22 protein-coding genes are annotated in these 21730 nt (G+C 72.8%); 14 read left to right on the top strand and 8 right to left on the bottom strand.

The genetic code is table 11. The features are described from left to right. Nucleotides 1-4 precede the first annotated feature (4 nt). Nucleotides 5-781, top strand: coding sequence for a DeoR/GlpR family DNA-binding transcription regulator (locus tag M8C17_RS11530; protein WP_252416432.1), 777 nt, complete (start codon nucleotides 5-7; stop codon nucleotides 779-781). 64 nt (nucleotides 782-845) lie between these two features. Here the strand turns inward: M8C17_RS11530 and M8C17_RS11525 are convergent, their stop codons facing one another. Beyond that, nucleotides 846-1580, bottom strand: a complete 735-nt coding sequence (locus tag M8C17_RS11525) for a TetR/AcrR family transcriptional regulator (RefSeq protein WP_252416431.1) — start codon at nucleotides 1578-1580, stop codon at nucleotides 846-848. Between the two features lie 43 nt (nucleotides 1581-1623). On the opposite strand from M8C17_RS11525, the gene M8C17_RS11520 reads away from it, so the two are divergent. The 3 genes from M8C17_RS11520 to M8C17_RS11510 all read left to right on the top strand — a co-directional run bounded on the left by M8C17_RS11520 (nucleotide 1624) and on the right by M8C17_RS11510 (nucleotide 4458). Next, a complete protein-coding gene (locus M8C17_RS11520; RefSeq protein WP_252416430.1) occupies nucleotides 1624-2586 on the top strand; it encodes an ATP-binding cassette domain-containing protein in 963 nt (320 codons plus the stop codon). Continuing rightward, on the top strand, nucleotides 2583-3365 hold the full coding sequence (locus M8C17_RS11515) for an ABC transporter permease (protein ID WP_252416429.1): 783 nt from the start codon (nucleotides 2583-2585) through the stop codon (nucleotides 3363-3365). The genes M8C17_RS11520 and M8C17_RS11515 overlap by 4 nt, the downstream gene beginning before the upstream one ends. Nucleotides 3366-3507: 142 nt before the next feature. Continuing rightward, complete coding sequence (locus M8C17_RS11510; RefSeq protein WP_252416428.1) at nucleotides 3508-4458, top strand: sporulation protein; 951 nt, start codon at nucleotides 3508-3510, stop codon at nucleotides 4456-4458. A gap of 72 nt (nucleotides 4459-4530) precedes the next feature. Here the strand turns inward: M8C17_RS11510 and M8C17_RS11505 are convergent, their stop codons facing one another. Both M8C17_RS11505 and M8C17_RS11500 read right to left on the bottom strand, forming a co-directional pair. After that, nucleotides 4531-4908: a hypothetical protein gene (locus M8C17_RS11505; RefSeq protein ID WP_252416427.1), complete on the bottom strand. Its 378-nt coding sequence runs from the start codon at nucleotides 4906-4908 to the stop codon at nucleotides 4531-4533. Between the two features lie 188 nt (nucleotides 4909-5096). Then, the gene (locus tag M8C17_RS11500; protein ID WP_252416426.1) at nucleotides 5097-7139 is read right to left on the bottom strand and encodes a glycerophosphodiester phosphodiesterase family protein; all 2043 of its coding nucleotides are present in this window, start codon (nucleotides 7137-7139) and stop codon (nucleotides 5097-5099) included. Nucleotides 7140-7330: 191 nt separating this feature from the next. Here M8C17_RS11500 and M8C17_RS11495 point away from each other — a divergent pair, with 191 nt between their 5' ends. Beyond that, a complete protein-coding gene (locus M8C17_RS11495) occupies nucleotides 7331-7750 on the top strand; it encodes a hypothetical protein (RefSeq protein ID WP_252416425.1) in 420 nt (139 codons plus the stop codon). A 63-nt stretch (nucleotides 7751-7813) separates the two neighbouring features. Here the strand turns inward: M8C17_RS11495 and M8C17_RS11490 are convergent, their stop codons facing one another. Continuing rightward, nucleotides 7814-10033, bottom strand: coding sequence for an ATP-binding domain-containing protein (locus M8C17_RS11490; protein WP_252416768.1), 2220 nt, complete (start codon nucleotides 10031-10033; stop codon nucleotides 7814-7816). Nucleotides 10034-10257: 224 nt separating this feature from the next. Between M8C17_RS11490 and M8C17_RS11485 the strand changes: the two genes are divergently transcribed. Beyond that, entirely contained in the window at nucleotides 10258-10893 is a 636-nt protein-coding gene (locus tag M8C17_RS11485; protein ID WP_252416424.1) for an SGNH/GDSL hydrolase family protein, read from the top strand. A gap of 53 nt (nucleotides 10894-10946) precedes the next feature. Here the strand turns inward: M8C17_RS11485 and M8C17_RS11480 are convergent, their stop codons facing one another. Then, on the bottom strand, nucleotides 10947-12053 hold the full coding sequence (locus M8C17_RS11480; protein ID WP_252416423.1) for a sigma-E factor regulatory protein RseB domain-containing protein: 1107 nt from the start codon (nucleotides 12051-12053) through the stop codon (nucleotides 10947-10949). Nucleotides 12054-12148: 95 nt separating this feature from the next. Between M8C17_RS11480 and M8C17_RS11475 the strand changes: the two genes are divergently transcribed. Both M8C17_RS11475 and M8C17_RS11470 read left to right on the top strand, forming a co-directional pair. Next, on the top strand, nucleotides 12149-12805 hold the full coding sequence (locus M8C17_RS11475) for a response regulator transcription factor (RefSeq protein ID WP_252416422.1): 657 nt from the start codon (nucleotides 12149-12151) through the stop codon (nucleotides 12803-12805). A gap of 215 nt (nucleotides 12806-13020) precedes the next feature. Continuing rightward, nucleotides 13021-14388: a cell wall metabolism sensor histidine kinase WalK gene (locus tag M8C17_RS11470; RefSeq protein ID WP_252416767.1), complete on the top strand. Its 1368-nt coding sequence runs from the start codon at nucleotides 13021-13023 to the stop codon at nucleotides 14386-14388. 31 nt (nucleotides 14389-14419) lie between these two features. Here M8C17_RS11470 and M8C17_RS11465 read toward each other — a convergent pair whose 3' ends face one another. Then, nucleotides 14420-16186, bottom strand: a complete 1767-nt coding sequence (locus M8C17_RS11465) for a tetratricopeptide repeat protein (RefSeq protein WP_252416421.1) — start codon at nucleotides 16184-16186, stop codon at nucleotides 14420-14422. Nucleotides 16187-16243: 57 nt separating this feature from the next. Further along, the gene (locus M8C17_RS11460; protein ID WP_252416420.1) at nucleotides 16244-16705 is read right to left on the bottom strand and encodes a MarR family winged helix-turn-helix transcriptional regulator; all 462 of its coding nucleotides are present in this window, start codon (nucleotides 16703-16705) and stop codon (nucleotides 16244-16246) included. 49 nt (nucleotides 16706-16754) lie between these two features. Between M8C17_RS11460 and M8C17_RS11455 the strand changes: the two genes are divergently transcribed. After that, nucleotides 16755-17276 (top strand): VOC family protein, encoded by a 522-nt coding sequence (locus M8C17_RS11455; RefSeq protein WP_252416419.1) that lies wholly within the window; start codon nucleotides 16755-16757, stop codon nucleotides 17274-17276. A gap of 24 nt (nucleotides 17277-17300) precedes the next feature. Further along, nucleotides 17301-18176 carry a hypothetical protein gene (locus tag M8C17_RS11450; RefSeq protein WP_252416418.1) on the top strand — a complete coding sequence of 292 codons (876 nt, stop codon included), beginning with the start codon at nucleotides 17301-17303 and terminating at the stop codon, nucleotides 18174-18176. An 87-nt stretch (nucleotides 18177-18263) separates the two neighbouring features. On the opposite strand, the gene M8C17_RS11445 is transcribed toward M8C17_RS11450, so the two are convergent. After that, complete coding sequence (locus tag M8C17_RS11445; RefSeq protein ID WP_030333600.1) at nucleotides 18264-18443, bottom strand: DUF4236 domain-containing protein; 180 nt, start codon at nucleotides 18441-18443, stop codon at nucleotides 18264-18266. A gap of 249 nt (nucleotides 18444-18692) precedes the next feature. Between M8C17_RS11445 and M8C17_RS32290 the strand changes: the two genes are divergently transcribed. The 4 genes from M8C17_RS32290 (at nucleotide 18693) to M8C17_RS11430 (ending at nucleotide 21719) form a co-directional block, all read left to right on the top strand. After that, complete coding sequence (locus M8C17_RS32290; RefSeq protein ID WP_349881247.1) at nucleotides 18693-18770, top strand: putative leader peptide; 78 nt, start codon at nucleotides 18693-18695, stop codon at nucleotides 18768-18770. Nucleotides 18771-18902: 132 nt separating this feature from the next. Continuing rightward, nucleotides 18903-19934, top strand: coding sequence for an ABC transporter substrate-binding protein (locus M8C17_RS11440; protein WP_252416417.1), 1032 nt, complete (start codon nucleotides 18903-18905; stop codon nucleotides 19932-19934). Further along, complete coding sequence (locus M8C17_RS11435) at nucleotides 19931-20860, top strand: ABC transporter ATP-binding protein (RefSeq protein WP_252416416.1); 930 nt, start codon at nucleotides 19931-19933, stop codon at nucleotides 20858-20860. Before M8C17_RS11440 ends, M8C17_RS11435 begins: the two co-directional genes overlap by 4 nt. Continuing rightward, nucleotides 20853-21719 (top strand): ABC transporter permease, encoded by an 867-nt coding sequence (locus M8C17_RS11430; RefSeq protein ID WP_252416415.1) that lies wholly within the window; start codon nucleotides 20853-20855, stop codon nucleotides 21717-21719. Before M8C17_RS11435 ends, M8C17_RS11430 begins: the two co-directional genes overlap by 8 nt. Nucleotides 21720-21730: the final 11 nt, after the last annotated feature.

Genomic DNA, 21730 nt, shown 5'->3' with positions numbered 1-21730 from the left:
CCAGGTGCTCGCCCAGCAGCGGCAGACCGCCATCCTCGATCTGATCCGTCAGCGCGGTGGCGTGCGGGTGAGCCAGTTGGTCAGCCGGTTCGGCGTGTCCGACATGACGATCCGGCGCGACCTGGAGGTGCTGGCCGAACGCGGCCTGGTGGACAAGGTGCACGGTGGAGCGACACTGGCCGGGCCGGGTTCGGCCGAGGAGCCCGGCTTCGCCGCGAAGTCGATCCGCCAGCAGGCCGAGAAGCGGGCCATCGCCGAGCGGGCGGCGACCATGGTGGAGCCGGGGATGGCCATCGCACTCTCCGCCGGCACCACCACCGCCGCTCTGGCCACGCTGCTCTCCGACGTACGCGGGCTGACCGTGGTGACCAACTCGATCCCGGTGGCCGACGCGCTCTACCAGAACCCGCGTGCCGACCAGACGGTCGTGTTGACCGGTGGCATCCGTACGCCGTCGGACGCGCTGACCGGGCCGGTGGCCGAGGCGGCGATCAGCGCGCTCAACGTCGACCTGCTCTTCCTCGGGGTGCACGGGCTCAGCCCACGGACCGGCTTCACCACACCGAACCTGCTGGAGGCGGGGGTCAACCGGTGCCTGATCGGCGCCGCCCGCCGGCTGGTGGTGCTCGCCGACCACACCAAGTGGGAGACCATCGGCATCGCCACGATCGCTCCCCTGGAGGCGGCCGACGTGCTGATCACCGACCGTGGGCTGTCGGCGGAGGCGCGTGCCGCGATCGGCGAGCAGGTGGGCGAGCTGGTCGTCGTCGAGCCCGGGTAGGCACACGGCCGGCGTCGGTCGCGCCGCACCGGCATCCGCTGCGCGACGAGGCGCTTCAGACGGTTCAGCTCTCCCCGGAGCGACGCTGCTCGACGAGGACCTGGACGCCGTCGAGGATTCGTTGCAGGCCGAACTCGTACAGCCAGTCCCGGTCGGCCTCCGGGTTGTCGGTCGAGGCGAAGCCGCCGCCGCTGAAGGCGGCGGTCAGCGCGGGGAACCGTTTCGGGTCGATGATCCGGGTGAAGAGCGTCTCGTAGGGGTCGCCGTCGGCGACCGCGGTGGCCGAACCGGCCGTGTGGAACGTCAGGTCGGCGAAGCTGTGGGCCTGGATGAGCAGGATCGCCGACACCTTCTCGTTCTCGCCGAGCGGAGTCGGGCCGAGTGCGCGGAGCCCGTACTCGAACCAGCTGAGCTGGTTGGGGGTCGCGGGTGGGCCGAACATCGACAGCGTCTGCAGGATCCACGGGTGGTCGCGGAGCTTGCGTACCGCGGCCCATGACCAGCGGCCGAGGTCCGCCCGCCAGTCCTGGCCCGTCACCAGGTCGGCCGGTGGGGGGCCGACGGCGGCGTCCTGCATGTGCAGGATCAGCTCCTCCTTGTTCGCGACGTGCCGGTAGAGCGACATCGTGGTGAAGCCGAGGCTCTTGGCGACCCGGCTCATCGACACGGCGCCGAGGCCGTCGGTGTCGGCGACCTCGATCGCGGCGCCGACGATGCGCGTCAGCGACAGGCCCTCCCGTGCTTCGGCGGGGGGCCTGGCCGTCCAGATCGCCTCGAGCGGCGACATCGCGCGTTCCATGAGGGGTTGATCCTATACCCGGTGTATGTCATACACTCGGTATATGCCATACACAGTCGAGCTTGAATCCCTCACGAAACGCTTCGGTGGTGTCGCCGTCCTCGACGGCGTCGACCTGCTGGTCGAACGCGGCACCGTCGCGGCACTGCTGGGGCCGAACGGCGCCGGCAAGACGACGGCGGTCAAGGTGCTGTCGACGCTGCTGCGTCCGGACGGCGGCCGCGCCGTGGTGGCCGGGCACGACGTGGTCACCGCGCCGGCGGCGGTACGACGTTCGATCAGTCTCACCGGCCAGTACGCGGCCGTGGACGAGATGCTGACCGGCCGGGAGAACCTGGTTCTGATGGGCCGGCTGCGCCACCTGACCCGTGCGGCGGCGCGGGCCCGAGCCGACGAGCTGCTCGACCGCTTCGACCTGACGGCGGCCGGCGCGCGGCGGGTGTCGACCTACTCCGGCGGGATGGCCCGCCGGTTGGACATCGCCCTGAGTCTCGTCGTCGAGCCTCGGGTCCTGTTCCTCGACGAGCCGACCACCGGGCTGGACCCGCGCAGCCGCCGCGACGTCTGGGGCTCGATCGCCGACCTGGCCGCTGCCGGCGTCACGGTCCTGTTGACCACGCAGTACCTGGATGAGGCGGACCGGCTGGCGGACCAGATCACCGTTCTGAACGATGGGCGGGTCGCTGCCGAGGGGACCGCCGAGCAGCTCAAGGCCCGGATCGGCGGCGAGACCGCGCAGCTCGTACTGCCCGATGCCGGCGCGCTCGCCCGCGCCTCGGCGCTGCTGGCTGAGTACGCCGTGCCCGCCCGGGAGGATGCGGCGACGCTGTCCGTGCACGTGCCCACCGACGGCAGCGCGGCCGCGGTGCGGGACCTGCTCGGTCTGCTCGACGCCCGGGGCGTCGAGGTGGACCGGCTCGCGTTGCACCGGCCCACCCTCGACGAGGTTTTCCTCGCACTGACCGAGCAGGCGTCGATCGAGCCGGCCGTGGCGGTGGCCCGATGACCGCCAGCGAGACGACCCGGCTGCCCGGCGTGATCGTGGACGTGAGCGCCCTGGTCGGTCGCGGCCTGCGACGGTCGGTTCGCAGCGTCGATGCGTTGATCACGGCGATCCTGCTGCCGGTGCTGATCCTGCTGGCGTTCGTCTACGTCTTCGGCGGCGCGATCGAGACCGGCACGCGCTACCTGACCTACGTGGTGCCCGGGATCATCCTGATCTGCGCGGCCTTCGGTTCGGCGTCCACCGGCGTGGGGGTCAACCAGGACATGACGACCGGGATGATCGCCCGTCTCCGTTCGCTGCCGGTCCTCGGCTCGGCGGTGCTGATCGGGCACATCGTGGCCAGCGTGGCGCGCAACCTCGTCTCGACGACCATCGTCGTGGCGGTGTCGCTCCTCCTCGGTTTCCGGCCCACCGCCTCGGTGCTGGACTGGGTGGCCCTGGTCGGGCTGCTGGTGCTGTTCATGTCCGGGGTGTCGGCCCTGTCGGCGGCGTTCGGCCTCCTGGTGACGAACGCGGAGGCGGCCGGGGCGTTCTCCTTCGTGGTGCTGTTCCTGCCGTACGTGAGCAGCACGTTCGTGCCGCCGGAGACGATGCCGGTCTTCCTCCAGGGCTTCGCCCGCCACCAGCCGATGACGCCGCTGGTCGAGACGATCCGCGGTCTGCTGGTGGACGGCCCGGTCAGCGGGTCGGCTCCGGCCGCGCTCGCCTGGGCCGCCGGGTTCCTGGTGGTCGGTGTGGCCGCGTGCGGAGTGCTGTTCCGGCGTCGCGCCAGCCGCTGAGGCAACTCACCGCACTGCCCCGGAAACGCAGCGTGGTGGGCGTCGGTACTTCACAGCCACCTCACAGGGCCCCTGGATAAGGTGCCCACGAGTCAACGTCCGACTCCATCCTGGAGCGGTCGGCTGTCGCACAGGAGTTCCGATGGTCTTCAAGAAGATGTTGAGCGCGTTCGGTGTGGGCGGTCCCAGCGTGGACACCGTGCTGACCAACCCCAACACCCGACCCGGCCTGACCCTCGACGGGCAGGTCAACCTCGTCGGCGGTGACAGCCCGGCGGCCATCGAGCAGGTCGTGATCGGTCTGGTCACCCGGGTCGAGGTCGAGGGACACGACACCGAGTACGCGGGCACGATGGAGTTCCACCGCATGTCGGTCAGTGGCCCGCTCCAGCTCGCGCCCAAGCAGCAGCTCTCGATCCCGTTCCAGCTGCCGGTGCCGTGGGAGACCCCGATCACCGACGTCTACGGCCAGCGCCTGCACGGCATGACGATGGGCCTGCGGACCGAGCTGGCGGTGGCCCGCGCGGTGGACAAGAGCGACCTGGACCAGGTGGCCGTGCACCCCCTGCCGGTGCACGAGCGCATCCTGGAGGCGTTCCAGCGGCTCGGCTTCCGGTTCAAGCACGCCGACCTCGAGCGCGGCCACATCCGGGGCGTCCAGCAGACGCTGCCGTTCTACCAGGAGATCGAGTTCTTCGCCTCGCCGCAGTACGCGAACACGATCAGGGAGGTCGAGCTGACCTTCGTGACCAGCCAGCGCGGGGTCGACGTGATCCTGGAGTGCGACAAGCGGGGCGGCTTCCTCAGCGCCGGGCACGATGCGTTCGGCCGCTACCAGGTGTCGCACGCCGACGCCGACCGCGTCGACTGGGCGCAGGTCGTCGACGGTTGGCTGCGCGAGACCACGTCGCGCTACGGCAGCCTGCGCTCGCAGGGCTTCGGCCCGGGTCACGGCCACGGCCGAGGGCACGGGATGGGCGGCATGGTGGCCGGCGCGGCGCTCGGCGTCGCCGGCGGCATGGTCGCCGGCGAAATGATCGAGGACGCCTTCGAGGGCGACATGGGTGGAGACTTCGGCGGCTTCGACGAGTAGCCGTCCACAGGCGACGGTGGCCTCCGGGAGGTTCTCCCGGAGGCCACCGTTTGCTGTGCTACGCGTACCCGGTCAGTGCCGGGCCTTGCGCTCCTCAGCGCTACGGTAGTTACTGCCGGCCTTGGCCAGGCCTCGGCTACCGAGGTAACCCAGCGTCAGCAGGGTGATCATGAACCAGGCGTTGTCGGCCCGGAAGATGTCGACCCCAGCGGAGTTCCTGCCGACGACCTGCGACGCGCCCAGTACGGCGATCACCGCGGCGATGTAGACCCAGAACTCTGTGGTCTTGAACGCCTGCTTGGTCTCCGTGCCGGGTGCCTGCATGTCGTTCCGACGCCCGTCCTGCACGACCGGCATCTGCCGGGTGGCCCGGTCCTGCATCGACGCGGGGTTCTGCACGTCCGACGTCGGTCGGTTCATGGGCCTGGTGGAAGCAGCCTGCGTGCTCATCTGGTCCTCCTCAGGATGCGATGAGTCGTACCTGCATTCCCTCGCCCCGCTACCGCGTTTCGGCCACGGCAGGGTTGGCGTTCGTGGCGGGGACAACCCCCGACTACCCGAGGCGCCCGAGCAGGTAACACCGAACGCCGGCCGGAAAATGCCGGCCGGCGTTCGGGTGGTCAGCGTGTCAGCGCAGGTCAGCGCAGACCGTTGCGGATCGCCACGCTCACCAACAGGTCCGGGTCGTCGGTGATGATGCCGTCGACACCCAGGTCGATGACCCGCTGCATCACCCGCGCGTCATCGACGGTGTACGGGATCACCTTCAGGTCGTAGCGCGTCTGGAGGGTCCGTACGTCCGGTCCGTGGAAGTACGCCGGGTTCTCCCGCAGGTACCAGTCGGCCGAGGCCACGGTGCCCTGCTTCGGGTCGTGCACCTGCCAGTTGGCGGACACCGTGCCGGCGCCCGCGGCCCGGGTCAGCTTGCCCAGGTCCTGGTACTTCCACCAGTCCAGTCCACCGGTCCAGGGGCTCTTCACGGACGGGTTGCCGTAGACCGCCTGCAGCGAGCACTCGTCGGCGAGGGTGGCGCACTCGGCCGGGCCGTACTGCCAGACCAGACCGACCGTGCCGATCCGCCGGTCGAGCTGGCGGGCGTAGGTGATGGTGCGCCAGTCGAACGACTGGATGGTGGCCCGGTTGGTGAAACCGGCCCGCTGGATCGCGTCGACCAGCTTCCGGGTGAAGCTGCGGTACGGCTCGGTGTCGTTCACCACCGGGCTGATCTTCGTCTCGATGTTCATCCCGATGTCGCTGCGGCCGCTGGCCTTCACCAGGGCGAAGACCTCGTCCAGGGTGGGAATCCGGGCACCCGGCGCGGGCACCTGCGCGGGCAGCTCGGGCAAGGTCTTCGTGCCGCAGTCGACGGTCTTGAGCTGCGCCAGGGTCAGCTCGTGTACCGGCTTGCCCACGTACGGGAACTGGGGGTCACCGGGGCGCACCGGGGCGGTGTCGACGCAGTGCGACCCGTTGACCGTGCGGTCGTGCAGCACGACGAGCTTGCCGTCGGCGGTGACGCCGGTGTCCAGTTCCAGCGTGGAGATGGCCCGGTTGGCCAGCGCGTTGGAGAACGCCGGCAGCGTGTTCTCCGGTCGGGTGGCCCGACCGCCGCGGTGCGCCTGGATGTCGAACGGCGCCGCGTACGCCTTCGGCAGCCGGTAGCCGCGCTGGGCCAGCAGGCCGCGCAGCCGGTCCGGGTAGTCGGTGATGATGCCGTCCACGCCGTCGTCGATGAGCTTGGCCATGGTCGGTAGGTCGTCGACCGTCCACGGGATCACCTTGATGCCGTACCGGTGCGCCTCGGCCACCATCTCCCTGGTGACGTACGGCTTGTAGCCGGGGTCGGTGACCGTGCCGTTCTGCGGCGAGCCGTGCACCGGCGAGAAGGCGCTGGCGCCGAAGCTGCGGATCGCCCGGATCGGGTCGCCACCGAAGTTGTCGATGTCCAGCCCGCCGAGCCACGGCGAGGCACCCGGCTGACCGGTCTGCAGGAAGTCGTAGTTGGTCAGGGCGACCAACGGCAGCTTCGGCTCGACCTGGCGCATCCGCATCAGGGAGCCCCAGTCGAAGCTCTGGATGGTGACCTGCTTGAGCATCCCGGCGGCGCGGACCTCGGCCGCGGTGACCCGGACGAACTGCTCACGCGGCGCGGTCTCGGTCGGTGCGCCGGCCTCGACCTTGGTCTCGACGTTGAGCTTCACGTCCTTGGCCCCGTAGCGGTTGACCAGCGCGAAGACCTCACGCAGCAGCGGCATCCGGGCACCCGGGACGGCGAGCTGCCCGGGCTTGTCCGACAGCGTCTTCGAACCGCAGTCGAGGGTGCGCACCTGGGCCAGGGTGAGCGTGTTGACGTACTTCCCGACGTACGGGAACTCCGGGTCGCCCGCGGTCACCGGGGCGGTGTCGACGCACTTCGTGCCGGTGATCTTCCGGTCGTGGGTGACCACGGCCTGGCCGTCCTCGGTGATCTGCACGTCCAGTTCGAGGGTGGTCACCCCGAGCTGGAGGGCGTTGCCGAAGGAGGCGAGGGTGTTCTCCACCCGCAGCCCGAGGCCGCCGCGGTGGGCCTGCACGTCGAATGTCCGGTCCGGTCGCGGCTTCGCCTGGGCGGGCACCGCGAGCCCGGTCGTCACCGTCGCGGCCACCAGGGCAGCGATGGCGGTACGGCGTACTGTGCGCACGCTGTCATCCCCTCCTGCCGGCGGGCGTCTCCCACCGGTCGCCGGACAGCATGGACACCAGGGAAGACGCGTAGGCGGCCGGCGGGCGGCGCGACGGTGAACCGGGGTGGACGACCTCCCGGTCACGGCGGGTTTGGCCGGCCGGTGGCGGGGCACGCAATCAGTTCCACAGCTTCTGCGAGGTGATGGACATGCGTGAGGACGACATGCGGCAGCAGGCCGCCCGCCGGGCGGAAGACAGGATCGCCGGCGGCGTGTACGGCGAGGGCGCCCTCGACGAGGTGACGGTGCCCCGTACCGACGTGCAGAGCCAGATCCAGCGCGACGACCCGCTCGATCCGGCGCACGAACGGGTCGACCCGCAGGTGCTGCGCGACGGTGGCCCCACCCGGGGTCAGGGTGCCGTGACCACCACCGGTGGCACCGCGGGTCCGGCGAGCGTGCGTCGGGTGGCCCGGCAGCCGGAACGGCACCCGGGCAAGGTGGCGCCGACCACCACCGGCGACGCCACCACCGGCGGTCTGGGCACGCCGATGGGCGGCAGCACCAGCGACCAGTCCACGTCGGCGACCGGGCCGGCGAAGTCCATCAGGGACACGTCCAGCGACTGACCGGTCGATGCGGTCCTGCCCGCCCGTCCCCACCGACCGGCAGATCGGTGGGGGCGGCGCGGGTCAGCGGCCGGGCCGCAGGACGCCGAGGCGTTGGGTGGCGCGGGTGAGCGCGACGTACAGGTCGCTGCGCCCGCGCGGGGACTCGGCGACCATCCGGTCCGGGTCGACCACCAGCACCGAGTCGAACTCCAGCCCCTTGGCCTGCGCGACGGTCAGCACCACCACCCGGCTCTCCAGCTCCGGATGCTCGCCCACGGCGGCCTCCGGCAGCGCGGTGGTCACCGCCGCGCCCAGCTCGTCCACCCGACCGGCCGGCACGATCACGCCGAGTCGGCCCTCGGCCAGCGCGGTCGCCTCCCGGGTGGCCGCGGCGACCAGTTCCGCCGCCAACTGCTCGTCGGGCACCGCCCGGTCCCACGGCGGTACGCCGCTCTCCCGCACCGAGCGCGGGGGCCGCAGGCCCGGGTCGATCTCGGCCAGTACGTCGGCGGCGACGGCCATGATTTCGGCGGGGGTGCGGTAGCTGACCGTCAGCTCGGTCAACCGCCACCGCTGCGCCACGTACGGGGCGAGGGCGTCCGCCCAGGAGGGCGTGCCGGTGAGCGCGCCGGTCTGCGCCACGTCCCCGACGATCGTCATGGACCGGCTGGGGCAGCGGCGCATCAGCAGCCGCCACGCCATCGGCGACAACTCCTGCGCCTCGTCCACGATGACGTGGCCGAACGCCCACTTCCGGTCGGCGGCGGCGCGCTGCGCGGTGGTCAGCCGGTCGGCCTCCTCCTGCCGCTCCAGCAGCCGGTCCGCGTCGATCAGGTCGGTCACGCCGAGGATCTCACCGCCTTCGGCCTCGTCCTCGACGTCGATCGAGCGGGAACCCCGGGCGATCTCCAGCACGCCCTCGGCGTACTCCCGTTCCATCCGGCGAATGCGATCGAGTCGCGCGGCGGCGGCCCGCTCGTCCTCGCCGAGCAGCTCGGCGGCCTCGTCCAGCAGCGGCACGTCGGCCGGCGTCCAGCCACCCGGCTCGCGGTGCAGCAGGGCCCGCTCCTCGTCGGTGAGCATCGGCGCGGCGGCGGCGATCCGGTCCGGGTCGGCGTACAGGTCGGCGAGCAGGCGCTGCGGGGTGAGGACCGGCCAGAGCCGGTCGAGGGTGGCCTGGATCTCCGGTTCCTCCCGCAACTCCCGGCGGATCTCGGCCCGGTCGGCCTCGTCGAGCAGGTTGTCCCCGCCCAGCGGGTCGGCGCCGATCCGCTCGGCCACCTGGTCGGCGAGCGCGTGCACGATCTCCACGTCGAACAGCGCCCGGGCCAGGTTGTGCGGCCGGTCGGTGCGGCGCACCCGGTCCCGGGCGGTACGCACGGTCTCCGGGTCGAGGGTCAGCGCCTCCCGCTCCACCTCGATGTCCAGCGGCTCGTCCGGCACCCACTGCCGGTCCCGTACGGCCAGCGCCAGCACCTCGGCCAGCACCGCTCGGCCCTTGAGCGCGGCGGTCCCGGCCGGCTCGGCCCGTTGCGCGCTGACCCCGGGAAAGAGATCACCCTGGGTACGCAACAGCACGCCGGTCTCCGCGAGGGTGGGCAGCACCTGGGAGATGTAGCGCAGGAAGGTCGCGTTCGGGCCGACCAGCAGCACGCCCCGGCTGGACAGCTCCCGCCGGTGTGTGTAGAGCAGGTACGCCGCCCGGTGCAGCGCGACGGCCGTCTTGCCGGTGCCCGGGCCGCCCTGGACCACCATCACCCCGGGCAGATCGGCGCGGATGATCCGGTCCTGTTCGGCCTGGATGGTCTCCACGATGTCGCGCATCCGGCCGGTGCGACCGGCGTTGAGCGCGGCGAGCAGCGACGCCTCGCCGGTGAGTTCCTCGTGGGCGTCCGGAGCGGCGGTGTCGATGTCGAGCACCTCGTCGTTGAGCCCGGTCACCTTCCGCTGGCGGGTCCGCAGGTGCCGGCGGCGGCGGACGCCCTGCGGGTTGGCGGCGGTGGCGAGGTAGAACGGGCGGGCGGCGGGGGCTCGCCAGTCCATCAGCAGGGGGTCGTAGTCGCCGGTGGTGTCGAAGATGCCGATTCGGCCGATGTAGCGGCGGGAGTCGTCGTCGCCGTCGAGACGACCGAAACAGAGCCCGTCCTCGACGGCGGAGAACTGCTCGACCTGGTCGGCGTACATCGCTACCGAGCTGTCCCGCTGGGAGCGGTCCTGGCGGGTGCCGCCGGTGTTGCGCAGCTCGTCGGTGAGCCGGGAGGCGGCCTGCTCACGCAGCCCGTCCAGCCGGTCGTAGAGCATCGAGACGTACTCCTGCTCGCGGCCGATCTCGTCGTCGAGCGGCAATTCGCCGGAACCGCCGGAATGCCTTGACAAGCCGTCTCCCTTAAGATTAGAATCCTCTGCAGGAACGGCTTTCAAGCCGTTCTTTTTTGTGCCCTAGAACTGTTGAAGATAGCGCGTCCCGTCGGCTCCGACCAAGCCGGACGGGCCGGCGCGCCCGGGTGATCGCGAGGTGGCGGCGGATGATCCTGCGGACCGGGCAACGGGTGGTCTTCATCGGCGACAGCATCACCGACTGCGGCCGGCGGGCCGCCGCCGCGCCGTACGGCGAGGGCTATGTGAGTCTGGTCCGCGCCCTGGTCAGCGCCCGCCACCCCGAGGTGGAGCTGGAGTGGGTCAACCGGGGTGTGAGCGGGGACACCGTGCGGCACCTGGCCGCCCGCTGGGCGGAGGACGCGATCGCCCTGCGCCCCGACTGGCTCTCCGTGATGATCGGCATCAACGACATCTGGCGGCGCTACGGCGACCGGCCCGACGAGGCCGTCCCGATCGACGAGTACGAGCGCACCCTGCGCGACCTGCTTCGCCGCGCGGTGGACGCCACCGGCTGCGGCCTGATCCTCGGCGACCCGTTCCTGATCGAGACCGACCGCGGCGACCCGCAGCGCGCCGACACCGACCGGTACGCCGCCGTGGTGGCCGCGCTGGCCGCCGAGTTCGACGCGGTGCACGTGCCCACCCAGGCGGCGTTCGACCGGGTGCTGACGGTCAGCCCGGCGAAGCGCTGGGCCGACGACCGGGTGCACCCCCACCTGCCCGGCCACGCGGTGCTCGCCGACGCGTTCCTCACCGCCCTCGGCGTGACCACCGGCGCCTGACACGACGACGCGCCGGGCCGACCGTTGGGTCGACCCGGCGCGACAACGGTCGATCAGCCGCGGGCGGCCTGGTAGAGCCGCTCGGGCGTCACCGCGCCGGCGAGGACCCGGCCGTCGTCGGTGAGCAGCACGCTGAAGAGCTTGCCGGCGAGCAGCCGACCGCTGCCCCAGTCACCGCTGACCGCCGTCAGCCCGCCGAGCAGCTTCGACATGTCCGTCTCCGGTGCCCCGGCCGGCTTGTCACCGGCCGGCTTGCCGCCGGTGGCTCCGTCGAGGCGGGCGACCAGCACGGTGGTCCAGCCGGTGCCGACGGCCCGTACCTGCGGGTCACCGGCCGGCGCGGGATGCCCGGGCCGTCCCGCGGCCGGTCGCTCGGCCGTCTCCTCGGTGACGGTCACACCGGGCGGCGGGTTGAAGGTGAACTGGTCGGCGTCGGGACGCCGGTAGTCGACCTGGGTGAACGCCACCTCGAACGCCGGCTGGTCGCTGCCCTTGGCCAGCACCTCGAAGCGCAGCGGCACGTGCTGCTTGGCGTCGATGGCGATCCGCAGCTGGTGCACCAGCGAGTCCTTGTCACGCGGCTGGAGCACCAGCTCGTACGCGTCCCGGCCGGCGACGGTGGCCGACCGCCCGACGTTGACCTCGGTGCTCGGGTCGATCGCACCCAGGGCCAGGTCGGCGGCCTGCTGCGGGGTGGCCGGCAGGTTCGGCTGGGCCTCGGGGGCCGGCTTGCCGGCGCCGGCGAGAGTGCGGTGGTTGGCGGTGTTGGTGCGGCTGTCCCACGTCCACACGTCCCGGCCGTTGCGGATCACGTCCCGCTCGCCGAGGGTGTCCAGCAGCGCGACCCGCTGCCGCTCCGGCCCGGAGTACCAGACCCGCAGAGTGTGCGTGCCGCTCAGCAGGGTGGTCAGGTCGTTGCCGGGGACCATCCCCACCAGCGGCGGCAGACCGAGGTCGGCCCGCTGCACGACGGTCCCGGACAGCCCTTCCAGCCGGGAGGTCTGCAGGTCGACCAGGAGCTGTGCGGCGGTACGCGGCGGCAGGCTCGGTTCGGCCTCGGCGGCGAACGTGCCGATCGCGGCGCCGCCCCCGATGACGGCGACGGCGGCGGTCGCCGGGACCAGCCAACGCAGGACAGGACGGCTTCTCAGAACGGACATGGTGGCACCTCCTGCGACCATCCTGCCCGGTGGTCGCTGTGAACGTGCTGAGGACGCCGATCCGCCTCGATTGACCCGGGTGGCACCCTTGAAGCGTGCGGTTGCTGGTGGTGGAGGACGAGGCCCGGTTGGCGGCCGCCCTGCAACGTGGCCTGCAGGCGGAGGGATTCGCCGTGGATGTGGCCGCGACCGGCCCGGCCGGCCTGGATGCGGCCCGGCACGGCGGGTACGACGCGATGATCCTCGACGTGATGCTGCCCGGCCTCTCCGGCTACGAGCTGGTGCGGCGGCTGCGCGCCGAGCAGCACTGGTTGCCGGTGCTGATGCTCTCCGCGAAGGACGGCGAGTACGACCAGGCCGACGGTCTGGACTGCGGCGCCGACGACTACCTCACCAAACCCTTCTCGTACGTGGTGCTGCTGGCACGCCTGCGGGCCTTGCTGCGCCGGGGCGCGCCGGAGCGCCCGGCGGTGCTCGCCGTCGGCGACCTGCGGCTGGACCCGGCCCGGCGGCGGGTCACCCGGGCCGACGCGGAGGTGACGTTGACCGCCCGGGAGTTCGCGCTGCTGGACTACCTGATGCGCAGGCCCGGTCAGGTCGTCTCCAAGATCGAGCTGCTGGATCACGTCTGGGACGCGAGCCTGGAGACCGCCCCGAACGCGGTCGAGGTGTACGTCGGCTACCTGCGGCGCAAGCTCGGCCGCGACCGGCTGGAGACCGTCCGGGGTGCCGGCTACCGGCTGGCGACATGAGCACCGACGTGCCGGCCGGCCCGACCGCCGGCACGCCACCCGCCCTCGCGGGCGACCCGGCGACCACCGCCGGCGAGGAGACCGCCGGACGCCGGCCTCCACCGGGTGCCCGGCCCACCGGGCACGACGATGACCGGACCGCCAACGGCCGGTTGGGCGCCGCCGGCCGGCCGTGGCGCGGCCGGCTGCCGGTGCTCGGGCTGCGGGGCCGGCTCATGGCGATCGGCGTGTTCGGCCTCGCCGTCGGGCTGGCGCTCGGCGGGGTCGTGCTGCTCGGGGCGCTCGGCTACGTGTTGCAGCGCACCGTGGACACCGAGGCGTTCCGGACCGCGGACGCGGTCGCCCTGCTCGCCGCCGAGGACGCGCTGCCCGATCCGCTGCCGGTGGCCGGCGGGCAGGTCCGAGTCCAGGTGGTCGACGCGCAGGGTCGAATCCGGGCCGCCTCGATCGACGCGGACCGGCTGGTGCCGATGGTCCGCCCGGAGCGGCTCGACCCCGACCGGCGGCAACGGCTGGAGGTGCCGGCCGAGCGGGTCGGTCTCGCCGGCCCGGTCCGGGTGGTCACCGTTCCCGCCGGGACCGCCGCCGACCCGCTGACCGTGCTGGTCGCCCGCTCGATGGCCGACGTGCGGCACAGCACGCACGTGGTCCGGACCATCCTGCTGGTGGCGTTTCCGCTGCTGGTGGCCGGGCTGGCCGGCGTCGCCTGGCGGGTGGTGGGCGCGACCCTGCGGCCGGTGGAGGCGCTGCGCCGGGGCGCCGAGGAGATCACCGGGCGGGCGGGGACCGGCCGGCTGCCGGTGCCCGCCTCGGCCGACGAGATCCACCGGTTGGCCGTCACCCTGAACGGGATGCTGGACCGGCTGGAGTCCGCCCGGGACCGGCAGCGGGCGTTCGTCTCCGACGCGGCACACGAGCTGCGCAGCCCACTGACCAACATCCGGACCGAGCTGGAGGTGGCTCAGCGCCTCGCGGGGCGTACCGACTGGACGGCGGTGACCAGCAACCTGCTCGCCGATACCGAGCGGCTGAGCCGGCTGGTCGACGACCTGCTGCTGCTGGCACGCCTGGACGAGACGCCACCGGCGCGGGGGACCGGGCCCGTGGAGCTGGGAGCCCTGCTGACCGAGGTCGCCGCCCGGTACCCGTCGGCGCCGGTGCGGGTGGCGCCATCGAGCGGCCCGCTGTGGACCGTCGGGAACGCCGACGAACTGCGCCGGGTGCTGGCCAACCTGGTCGACAACGCGGTCCGGCACGCGCGCGGCAGCGTCCTGCTCGCCGCCGAGGCGACGCCTGCGAGTCACCGGGAGGCGGCGTACCACCTGGTGACGGTGACCGACGACGGCCCGGGGATCCCGGTGGCCGACCGGGGGCGGGTCTTCGGTCGGTTCACCCGGCTGGACGACGGGCGGGCCCGGGACGACGGTGGCGCCGGCCTGGGCCTGGCGATCGTGTGGGAGCTGGTGCGCCGCGCGGGCGGCAGCATCACGTTGACCGACGGCGACGACCAGCGAGGGCTGCGGGTCCGTCTGCTGCTGCCGGCGCTACCGACCGACGAGGGCCGCGAGGCGGCCACACCGTGACGAGCGGTTGTCACGGGACGACTCAGCACGCTCAGCGGCGGCGGGTGCAGACCTCGTCGGCGCTGGCGACGGTTTCGGTGGACCAGACGACGGCCACCGTGAAGCAGTAGTCGTTGGTGCGGCCCAGCGCGTAGACGACGAAGCTGGTGGCGCCGGCGGGCAGCGTGGCGAAGGCGGTCTTGCCCTGACCGGCCCGACCACCGGAGACGACCACCGGCCCCTCACCGCCGGCCGGGTAGGTCCAGTTCAGAGCGATGTTGTCCCGGTTGTCGCGCAGGGTCACGGTGCCCGGTGGCGTGCCGGGTGCGGCCGCGGGCGGCGCCCCGGCGGACGGGGTGGCGCCGCTGGCGGCCGGGGCGGCGCTCGTGGTGGCCGGCGCGGGGCCGGCGCTGGGGGAGCCGGTGTCGGGCGCCGGCGCCTGGTTGTCCCGGTCGCCGACCCGGGCCACCCCGGCGATCACGGCCGCGGCGCCCAGCAGGACCACGACCACGCCGCCCACCAACACCGGCACCAGCTTGTTGCGCTGTGGCGGCGGAGCCCGGTGTACGGGCACCGGCAGCAGCCGCGACGGCGTGTACGGCTCGGCCGGTGTGGACGGCTCGACCGGCGTGTACGGGTCAGACCGCGGGTACGACTCGGCCGGCGAGTACGGATCAGCCGGCGAGTACGGCTCCGCCGGTGCGTCGGGCTCGGGCGGTGCGCCGGGTCGGTGCAGCCGGTACACCCCGGACGCCTCTTCCGTGCCGCCCGCGAGGCCGACCACGGACGGAGGCACGGGCGGCTCGGTGGGGTGCGGCGTCGGCTCGTCCACCGGACCGGGCGGCCACCACGAGCCGGCCGACCCGCCGGGCTCGTCGGCCGGCACGCGGGGATTCGGCACGCCGCCGCCGACCGGTCCGCCGCCAGCGACCGGTCCGCCGCCGGTGGCCGCCGGGCCGCCAGCCGCGACCCCGCCACCGGCCGCGGCAGCGCCTGCCGCCGGGCCGGAGTGCGCCGGCCCAGGCTCCGGCGGGTGGTAGCCGGACTCGACCCGACCGTCGCGGTGCGGCGGTGTGCGGGCAGCCGGCACGGTCGGGGCGTCCCGGACGGTGGGTTGGTCGTCGGCGCAGACGTGGTCGGGGTTGGCAGCCGCCCGGGCCAGTGCCGCCACCTGCACCGACAGCGGGTCGTCGGCGGCCAGGTGCTGCCGGCACAGCTCGCGGGCCAGCGCCAGGTTGTCGTGCGCCTCGGCGAACTGGCCACAGTCGCGCTGCATCGCCCCGAGACGGGCCAGCATCTTGATGCCGCTGGGGTGCCCGTCGCCGTACACCTCGCGGTGCAGCTCCCAGGCGTCCTGGAGCCGGTCGCGGGCCACCGTGCACTGGCCGCGGGCGTACTCCACGGTGGCCAGGTCGGCGTGAGCGGCGAGCACCCGCAGCGACTCGGGGCCGTCCTGCGCGGTCAGCTCGATGATGACTTCCTGGTAGAGCCGGGCGGCACGGGAGTGGCTGCCGACCCGGTGCAGCACCGCGGCGAGGGTCGCCGCGGCGGCCACCGTGCGGGGGTCGGAGCGGCCGTGCAGCCGGTTGGTGGCCGCGTACGCGAAGGCGGCCCAGCCCCGGGCGGAGTGGGGCTCGCCGAGGGCCACCAGCACGCGCGCCTGGAGGCTGGCGGCCTCGGCCAGCTCGGGGGTGGAGTTGGCCGGGCGAGGGTCGGCGTCGGTGAGGGCGTCGGAGAGCAGCCGCTGCGCGCCGGCCAGGTCGCCGGCGGACACGAGGTGGTGCGCCTGATCAGTCAGTTCGCCGAAGCCGGAGGACACGCCCCATCGTGCTCATTTGACGACGGTAAGTACAAGACCCGCGCCGGTGTCGATCGGTCAGGATCTCGTCAGGTGCTCGGCCAGCGTCTCGCTGATGCGGCGCAGCTGGTCGACCTGGGCCGGGCTCAACGCGTCGAACAGGTGCCGGCGTACTCCCTCCACGTGGCCGGGTGCGGCGGCGGCGAGCGTGGCGAAGCCGGCGTCGGTGAGCAGCGCGACCTGTCCCCGCCGGTCGGTGGGGCACTCCTCGCGGCGCACCCATCCGGCCGCCTCCAGCCGGGCGACCGCGTGGGAGAGCCGGCTGCGCGACGACCCGGCCGCGTCGGCCAGCTCGCTCATCCGCAGTTGACGGTCGGGGGCCTCGGAGAGCCGGACCAGGATCTCGTAGTAGGCGTGCGGCATACCCGCGTCGCGTTGCAGCTCGCGGTCGAGCGTGTCCATCAGCGCTCGGGAGGCGGTGAGGAACGCCCTCCAGGTGCGCTGCTCGTCGGAGTCCAGCCAGCGGGTCATGAGCCCCATCATACCCGAGGTGGTTGAACGCTCAACTAAACCGCGCTAGCCTGGTGCCATGGGTATCCACCGGCTCAACCACGCGGTCCTCTACGTCAGTGACCTCGCCCGCAGCGTCGCCTTCTACCGCGACGTGCTGGGCTTCCGCCCGGTGGCGATGACCCCGGACGGCTTCCGGGGCGCCACCTTCCTGCAGGCCCCCGACTCGACCAACGACCACGACCTCGGCCTGTTCGAGATCGGCGCCGGCGCCGGGCGGTCCACCGCTGGCCGGGCCACCGTCGGGCTGTACCACCTGGCCTGGGAGGTCGACACCCTCGACGAGCTGGCCGCCACCGCCGAGCGGCTCACCGCCGCCGGCGCGCTGGTCGGCACCTCCGACCACGGCACCACCAAGAGCCTCTACGGGCAGGACCCGGACGGCCTGGAGTTCGAGATCGTCTGGCTCGTCCCGGCTGACCGGCTCGACGACGCGGCGCTGGCCGCGCGCAAGCGGATCGGCCGGCTCGACCTGGCCGCCGAGCGGCAGCGCTACGGCGGGCAGACCCGGGGCGGGGTGGGGATCTCCGTCCCGGCCTGACCGGTCATACGGTAGAACGGACCGATGCCGACCGACCGGACCACCGATTTCCTCCGCGAGCTGCTGGTCCGCCAGTTGACGACCTGGCTGCCCGCGGCCCTGCAACGCTCCCGCCGGGCCACCGTCGCCGTGACCTGGGCCGGTGGGGCGGAGGCCGCGCTGCGGGTGATCGCCGGGCAGGCCGACCAGCTCCGGGGCCGGCGGGTGACCGTGCTGGTGCTGGCCGACGGCGCGCCTGACCTGGCGGCCCGGCTCGGCCCCGTCGAGGCGGAGTTGCCCGCCGAGGTCACCGTCCACCTGCTGCCCGGCAATCCGGACCGGCTGCCGGTCGCGGTGAAGGCGGCCGGTGCGGCCGGCGCCCCGCTGTTCAGCTTCGTGGACCTGCCCGGCGCCGCCACCCCGGAGTTGCTCACCGCCGCGAGCAACGGCCGTGCCGGCGAGGTGCTGCTGCACGCCGGCAGCGGTGCCCGCGACGCTCTCCTCGCTGCCAATTTCCCGCTGGTCGCCGAGGTGGCGCCGGTTTTCCCCGACGGCGAGGCCGGCGTGATCGCGTTCGGCAGCCGCTCGGACCGCAGCCTGGAGGCGGTCCGCGACGCACTCTGGGCGGTCGGCGCGGATCTCGACGTTCGCTACCGCGACCCGGTCGACCCGGCAGGCGCGCCGGTCGACGTGGCCGCCGATCCCGACCCCGGGTCGCTGGCCCGCGAACTGCTGGCCGAGCTGCGCCGGGGCGGCTCTCGACCGGTCACCGACCTGCGCCGGCACACCCTCACGGCCACCGTCTACCGGGCCGCCGACGCCAACCGGGCGCTCGCCGCCCTGATCGAGGCGGGCGACGTGCGCCGCGAGCGCGAGGGCGGCCGGCTGGCCGGCGACGAGATCATCACCGTGCGGCGCTGAGCCCGCGCACCGGCCTGTGTCCCCCGGCACTCGGACACCGAGCGGGGTGCCGGTGGATCACCGGCACCCCGCTCGACTCCCGGGACTCTAGGACCGGGACTTGTCCTGCTTCCAGGACAGCGGACCCGGCAGGTCGACGCGGTGCGCCCTGGCCTTCGAGTTCCACGACCAGCGCCCGATCTTGATGCTCCACGAGGAGAAGCCGTTCTCGGTGAAGTTCAGGATGATCGGACCGTACTTCTTGCGCTTGCGAAACATGAGGCCCATCGGAGGACTCCCTTCGTCACCGTTCCCTGCCGTGTCGAGATCGAACATGCCCGAACCGGCGAATTCCGAAACTCTCTCCCTGTCCGACCTGGACGGTGCGCCACGACGCGCGGCGAATCCCTACTCAACAGATAGGTGTTGCGCGGCGGTAAACGCTGCTCGTGACGGCTCGTAACATAGTCAGCGATACAGATCTCACCTTCTGGAAGACCGTTGACCGGTCGATCCCGCCGACGGCAGCATGAGGTCATGTCGCAGCGGGATGAGCTTCTCCTCACCGCTCGCGTGCACGTCGACCTGGTCCGGCACGCGAGCGCGCTCTGTTGAGCTGACCGGTCCATCCGGCTCGGCTCCATCGCCGCACTCCCACCGCCCGCGCTCAACGCGGAGCAGCGTGCCTTCGCGCCCAGCACCTGGGCGTCCCCGCGATCCCATCGTGGACAGATCAGGAGACTCCCCATGTCCCCACCCCGTCATGCCGTCCTGCGTACCCTCGCCACCGCCGCCGTGCTGGCCCTGCTCGCCGGCGCCGCCGGCTGCGGTGGCGACGCCCAGGCCGGCGCCGGACAGGCCGCCGAGCTGCGCTACCAGGGCTCCGTCGGCCAGGTCACCCTCCCCGAACTCGCCGCCGACCTCGGCTACCTCGGCGACGTCCGGCTCAACTGGATCGGCAACGTCACCGGCGGCCCGCAGGACATCCAGGCCACCGCCACCGGGCAGAGCGACTTCGGCGGCGCGTTCAACGGCGCCATCGTCAAGCTCGCCGCCGCCAACGCCCCGATCACCGCCGTGGTCAGCTACTACGGCTCCGACGCGCAGAGCTTCCAGGGCTACTACGTGCTCGACGACAGCCCGATCCGCGGCCCCCGCGACCTGATCGGCAGGAAGGTCGGCATGAACACCCTCGGCGCGCACGCCGAGGCCGTGCTGAAGACCTGGCTCGCCCGCGGCGGGCTCACCCCTGCAGAGATCAAGCAGGTCGAACTGGTCGCCCTGCCACCGGTCAACACCGAGCAGTCGCTGCGGCAGAAGCAGATCGACGTCGCGGTGCTCGGCGGGGTGATCCGCGACAAGGCCGTCGCCGGCGGAGGCATTCGCACCGTCTTCACCGACCACGAACTGCTCGGCGCGTTCAGCGCCGGAACCTACGTCTTCCGCGACGACTTCATCAAACGCAACCCCGAGACCGTCAAGGCGTTCGTGACCGGGGTCGGCAAGGCCATCGAGTGGGCACGAACCCAGCCCCGGGAGACCGTGGTCGCCCGGATGCGGGACATCATCGCCAAGCGCGGCCGCAACGAGGACCCGTCGCTGGTCGCGTACTGGAAGAGCAGCGGCGTCGCCGGTCGGGGCGGCGTGATCGACGAGCGGGAGTTCCGCACCTGGATCGACTGGCTCGCCGCCGAGGGCGAGCTCCGGGGCGACCCGCCGAAGCCCACCGACATCTACACCAACCGGTTCAACGCCTTCGTGGACGGGGGCGGCGCGTGAGCACCGACAAGATTCTCTTCGACGCGGTGAGCAAGACCTTCCCGGTCCGCGCCACCCGGCGTGGCGCCGCCGGCGCGGTCACCGCGCTGGACCGGGTCACCCTGGGGGTACGCCCCGGCGAGTTCCTGGTCGTCGTCGGCCCCAGCGGCTGCGGCAAGTCCACCCTGCTCGACCTGCTCGGCGGGCTCACCGCGCCGACCGGCGGGCAGGTGCTGGTCGACGGCCGGCCGGTCACCGGCCCCGGCCTGGACCGGGGCATCGTCTTCCAGCAGTACGCGCTGCTGCCCTGGCGCACCGCCGCCGGCAACGTCGCGTTCGGACTGGAGGCCAAGGGGGTGCCCCGGGCCGAACGCGCCGACCTGATCGACCACCACCTGGACCTGGTGGGCCTGCGCGGCTTCGCCGACCGCTACCCGCATGAGCTGTCCGGCGGGATGAAGCAGCGGGTCGCGATCGCCCGCAGCCTCGCGTACGACCCGGACGTGCTGCTGATGGACGAGCCGTTCGCCGCGCTCGACGCGCAGACCCGCGACTCGTTGCAGGACGAGCTGGTGCGGATCTGGGCACGCACCGGCAAGACCATCGTGTTCATCACCCACGGCATCGACGAGGCCGTGCACCTCGGCCAGCGGGTGGCGGTGCTGACCTCCCGACCCGGACGGGTCAAGGAGGTCATCGACATCGACCTGGGCGACCGCGACGCCGTCGACGACGTCCGCTCCACCGACGCGTTCCGCCACCACCGGCACCAGATCTGGACGCTGCTGCGCGACGAGGTGCGCGCCGCACAGGCCGCCGAAGGCGCGACCGGCAGCCGCACCGCCCACGCCGGAGCAGCCGGTGGTCGTACCGCCGCCCCGGCCGGAGCCGACGCGCAGCGTGCCGCGCCGGCGGTGGCCCGCACCGAGGAGGCCCGCGTTGGTTGACATCGCCGAACGTCCCACCCGGCTGGCGGCCCCGCCCGCCGTGCCCGGCGCGGCGGCCGACCCCGCCCCACCCGGCCTGACCGGTCGGCTGCTCGGCGTGGGCGGGAAGGTGCTGCACCGCAGTGTCGCGATCATCGCGCTGGCCGCGATCTGGGAGGTCGCACCTCGGCTCGGGCTGGTGGACCGGGTCTTCCTGCCTCCGCTGTCGGAGGTGCTGGTGGCCTGGTGGGAGCTGCTGCGCACCGGACAGCTCGCCGAGCACGTCGGGGCGAGCCTGACCCGGTCGCTGGCCGGGCTCGGCCTGGCCGTGCTCACCGCCATCCCGCTCGGGCTGCTGATCGGCTGGTACCGGCCGCTCGCGGAGCTGCTCAGCCCGCTGCTGGAGGTGTTCCGCAACACCGCGGCGCTGGCCCTGCTGCCGGTCTTCGTGCTCATCCTCGGCCTGGGGGAGACGTCCAAGATCGCACTGGTGCTGTACGCCTGCTCCTGGCCGATCCTGCTGAACACGATCGCCGGGGTGAAGGGCGTCGACCCGCTGCTGATCCGGTCGGCCCGCTCGATGGGGCTCAACCACCTGCGGCTGTTCCAGAAGGTGATCCTGCCGGCAGCGGTGCCGACGATCTTCACCGGAATCCGGCTGGCCGGGGCGTACTCGATCCTGGTGCTGGTCGCGGCCGAGATGGTCGGCGCGAAGGCCGGGCTCGGCTACCTCATCAACTACGCGCAGTACAACTTCGCGATCACCGACATGTACTCCGGGATCATCACGATCTCCGCCATCGGCCTGGTCGTCAACCAGCTCCTCGTCGCCCTCGAACGCCGCTTCTCCACCTGGCGCGTCGACGTCTCCGCCGGATAGGACAGACACCA

This window comes from Micromonospora sp. RHAY321, assembly GCF_023896955.1.
Taxonomy (GTDB): domain Bacteria; phylum Actinomycetota; class Actinomycetes; order Mycobacteriales; family Micromonosporaceae; genus Micromonospora.
This window is presented reverse-complemented; position numbering and strand designations above follow the sequence as displayed.

Coding starts and splice junctions, on each gene's coding strand:
- M8C17_RS11525 (WP_252416431.1), bottom strand. CDS start 1,580: ATGGAACGCGCGATGTCGCCGCTCGAGGCGATCTGGACGGCCAGGCCC.
- M8C17_RS11520 (WP_252416430.1), top strand. CDS start 1,624: ATGCCATACACAGTCGAGCTTGAATCCCTCACGAAACGCTTCGGTGGT.
- M8C17_RS11515 (WP_252416429.1), top strand. CDS start 2,583: ATGACCGCCAGCGAGACGACCCGGCTGCCCGGCGTGATCGTGGACGTG.
- M8C17_RS11510 (WP_252416428.1), top strand. CDS start 3,508: ATGGTCTTCAAGAAGATGTTGAGCGCGTTCGGTGTGGGCGGTCCCAGC.
- M8C17_RS11505 (WP_252416427.1), bottom strand. CDS start 4,908: ATGAGCACGCAGGCTGCTTCCACCAGGCCCATGAACCGACCGACGTCG.
- M8C17_RS11495 (WP_252416425.1), top strand. CDS start 7,331: ATGCGTGAGGACGACATGCGGCAGCAGGCCGCCCGCCGGGCGGAAGAC.
- M8C17_RS11490 (WP_252416768.1), bottom strand. CDS start 10,033: ATGCTCTACGACCGGCTGGACGGGCTGCGTGAGCAGGCCGCCTCCCGG.
- M8C17_RS11485 (WP_252416424.1), top strand. CDS start 10,258: ATGATCCTGCGGACCGGGCAACGGGTGGTCTTCATCGGCGACAGCATC.
- M8C17_RS11480 (WP_252416423.1), bottom strand. CDS start 12,053: ATGTCCGTTCTGAGAAGCCGTCCTGTCCTGCGTTGGCTGGTCCCGGCG.
- M8C17_RS11470 (WP_252416767.1), top strand. CDS start 13,021: ATGGCGATCGGCGTGTTCGGCCTCGCCGTCGGGCTGGCGCTCGGCGGG.
- M8C17_RS11460 (WP_252416420.1), bottom strand. CDS start 16,705: ATGGGGCTCATGACCCGCTGGCTGGACTCCGACGAGCAGCGCACCTGG.
- M8C17_RS11455 (WP_252416419.1), top strand. CDS start 16,755: ATGGGTATCCACCGGCTCAACCACGCGGTCCTCTACGTCAGTGACCTC.
- M8C17_RS11450 (WP_252416418.1), top strand. CDS start 17,301: ATGCCGACCGACCGGACCACCGATTTCCTCCGCGAGCTGCTGGTCCGC.
- M8C17_RS11445 (WP_030333600.1), bottom strand. CDS start 18,443: ATGGGCCTCATGTTTCGCAAGCGCAAGAAGTACGGTCCGATCATCCTG.
- M8C17_RS32290 (WP_349881247.1), top strand. CDS start 18,693: ATGTCGCAGCGGGATGAGCTTCTCCTCACCGCTCGCGTGCACGTCGAC.
- M8C17_RS11440 (WP_252416417.1), top strand. CDS start 18,903: ATGTCCCCACCCCGTCATGCCGTCCTGCGTACCCTCGCCACCGCCGCC.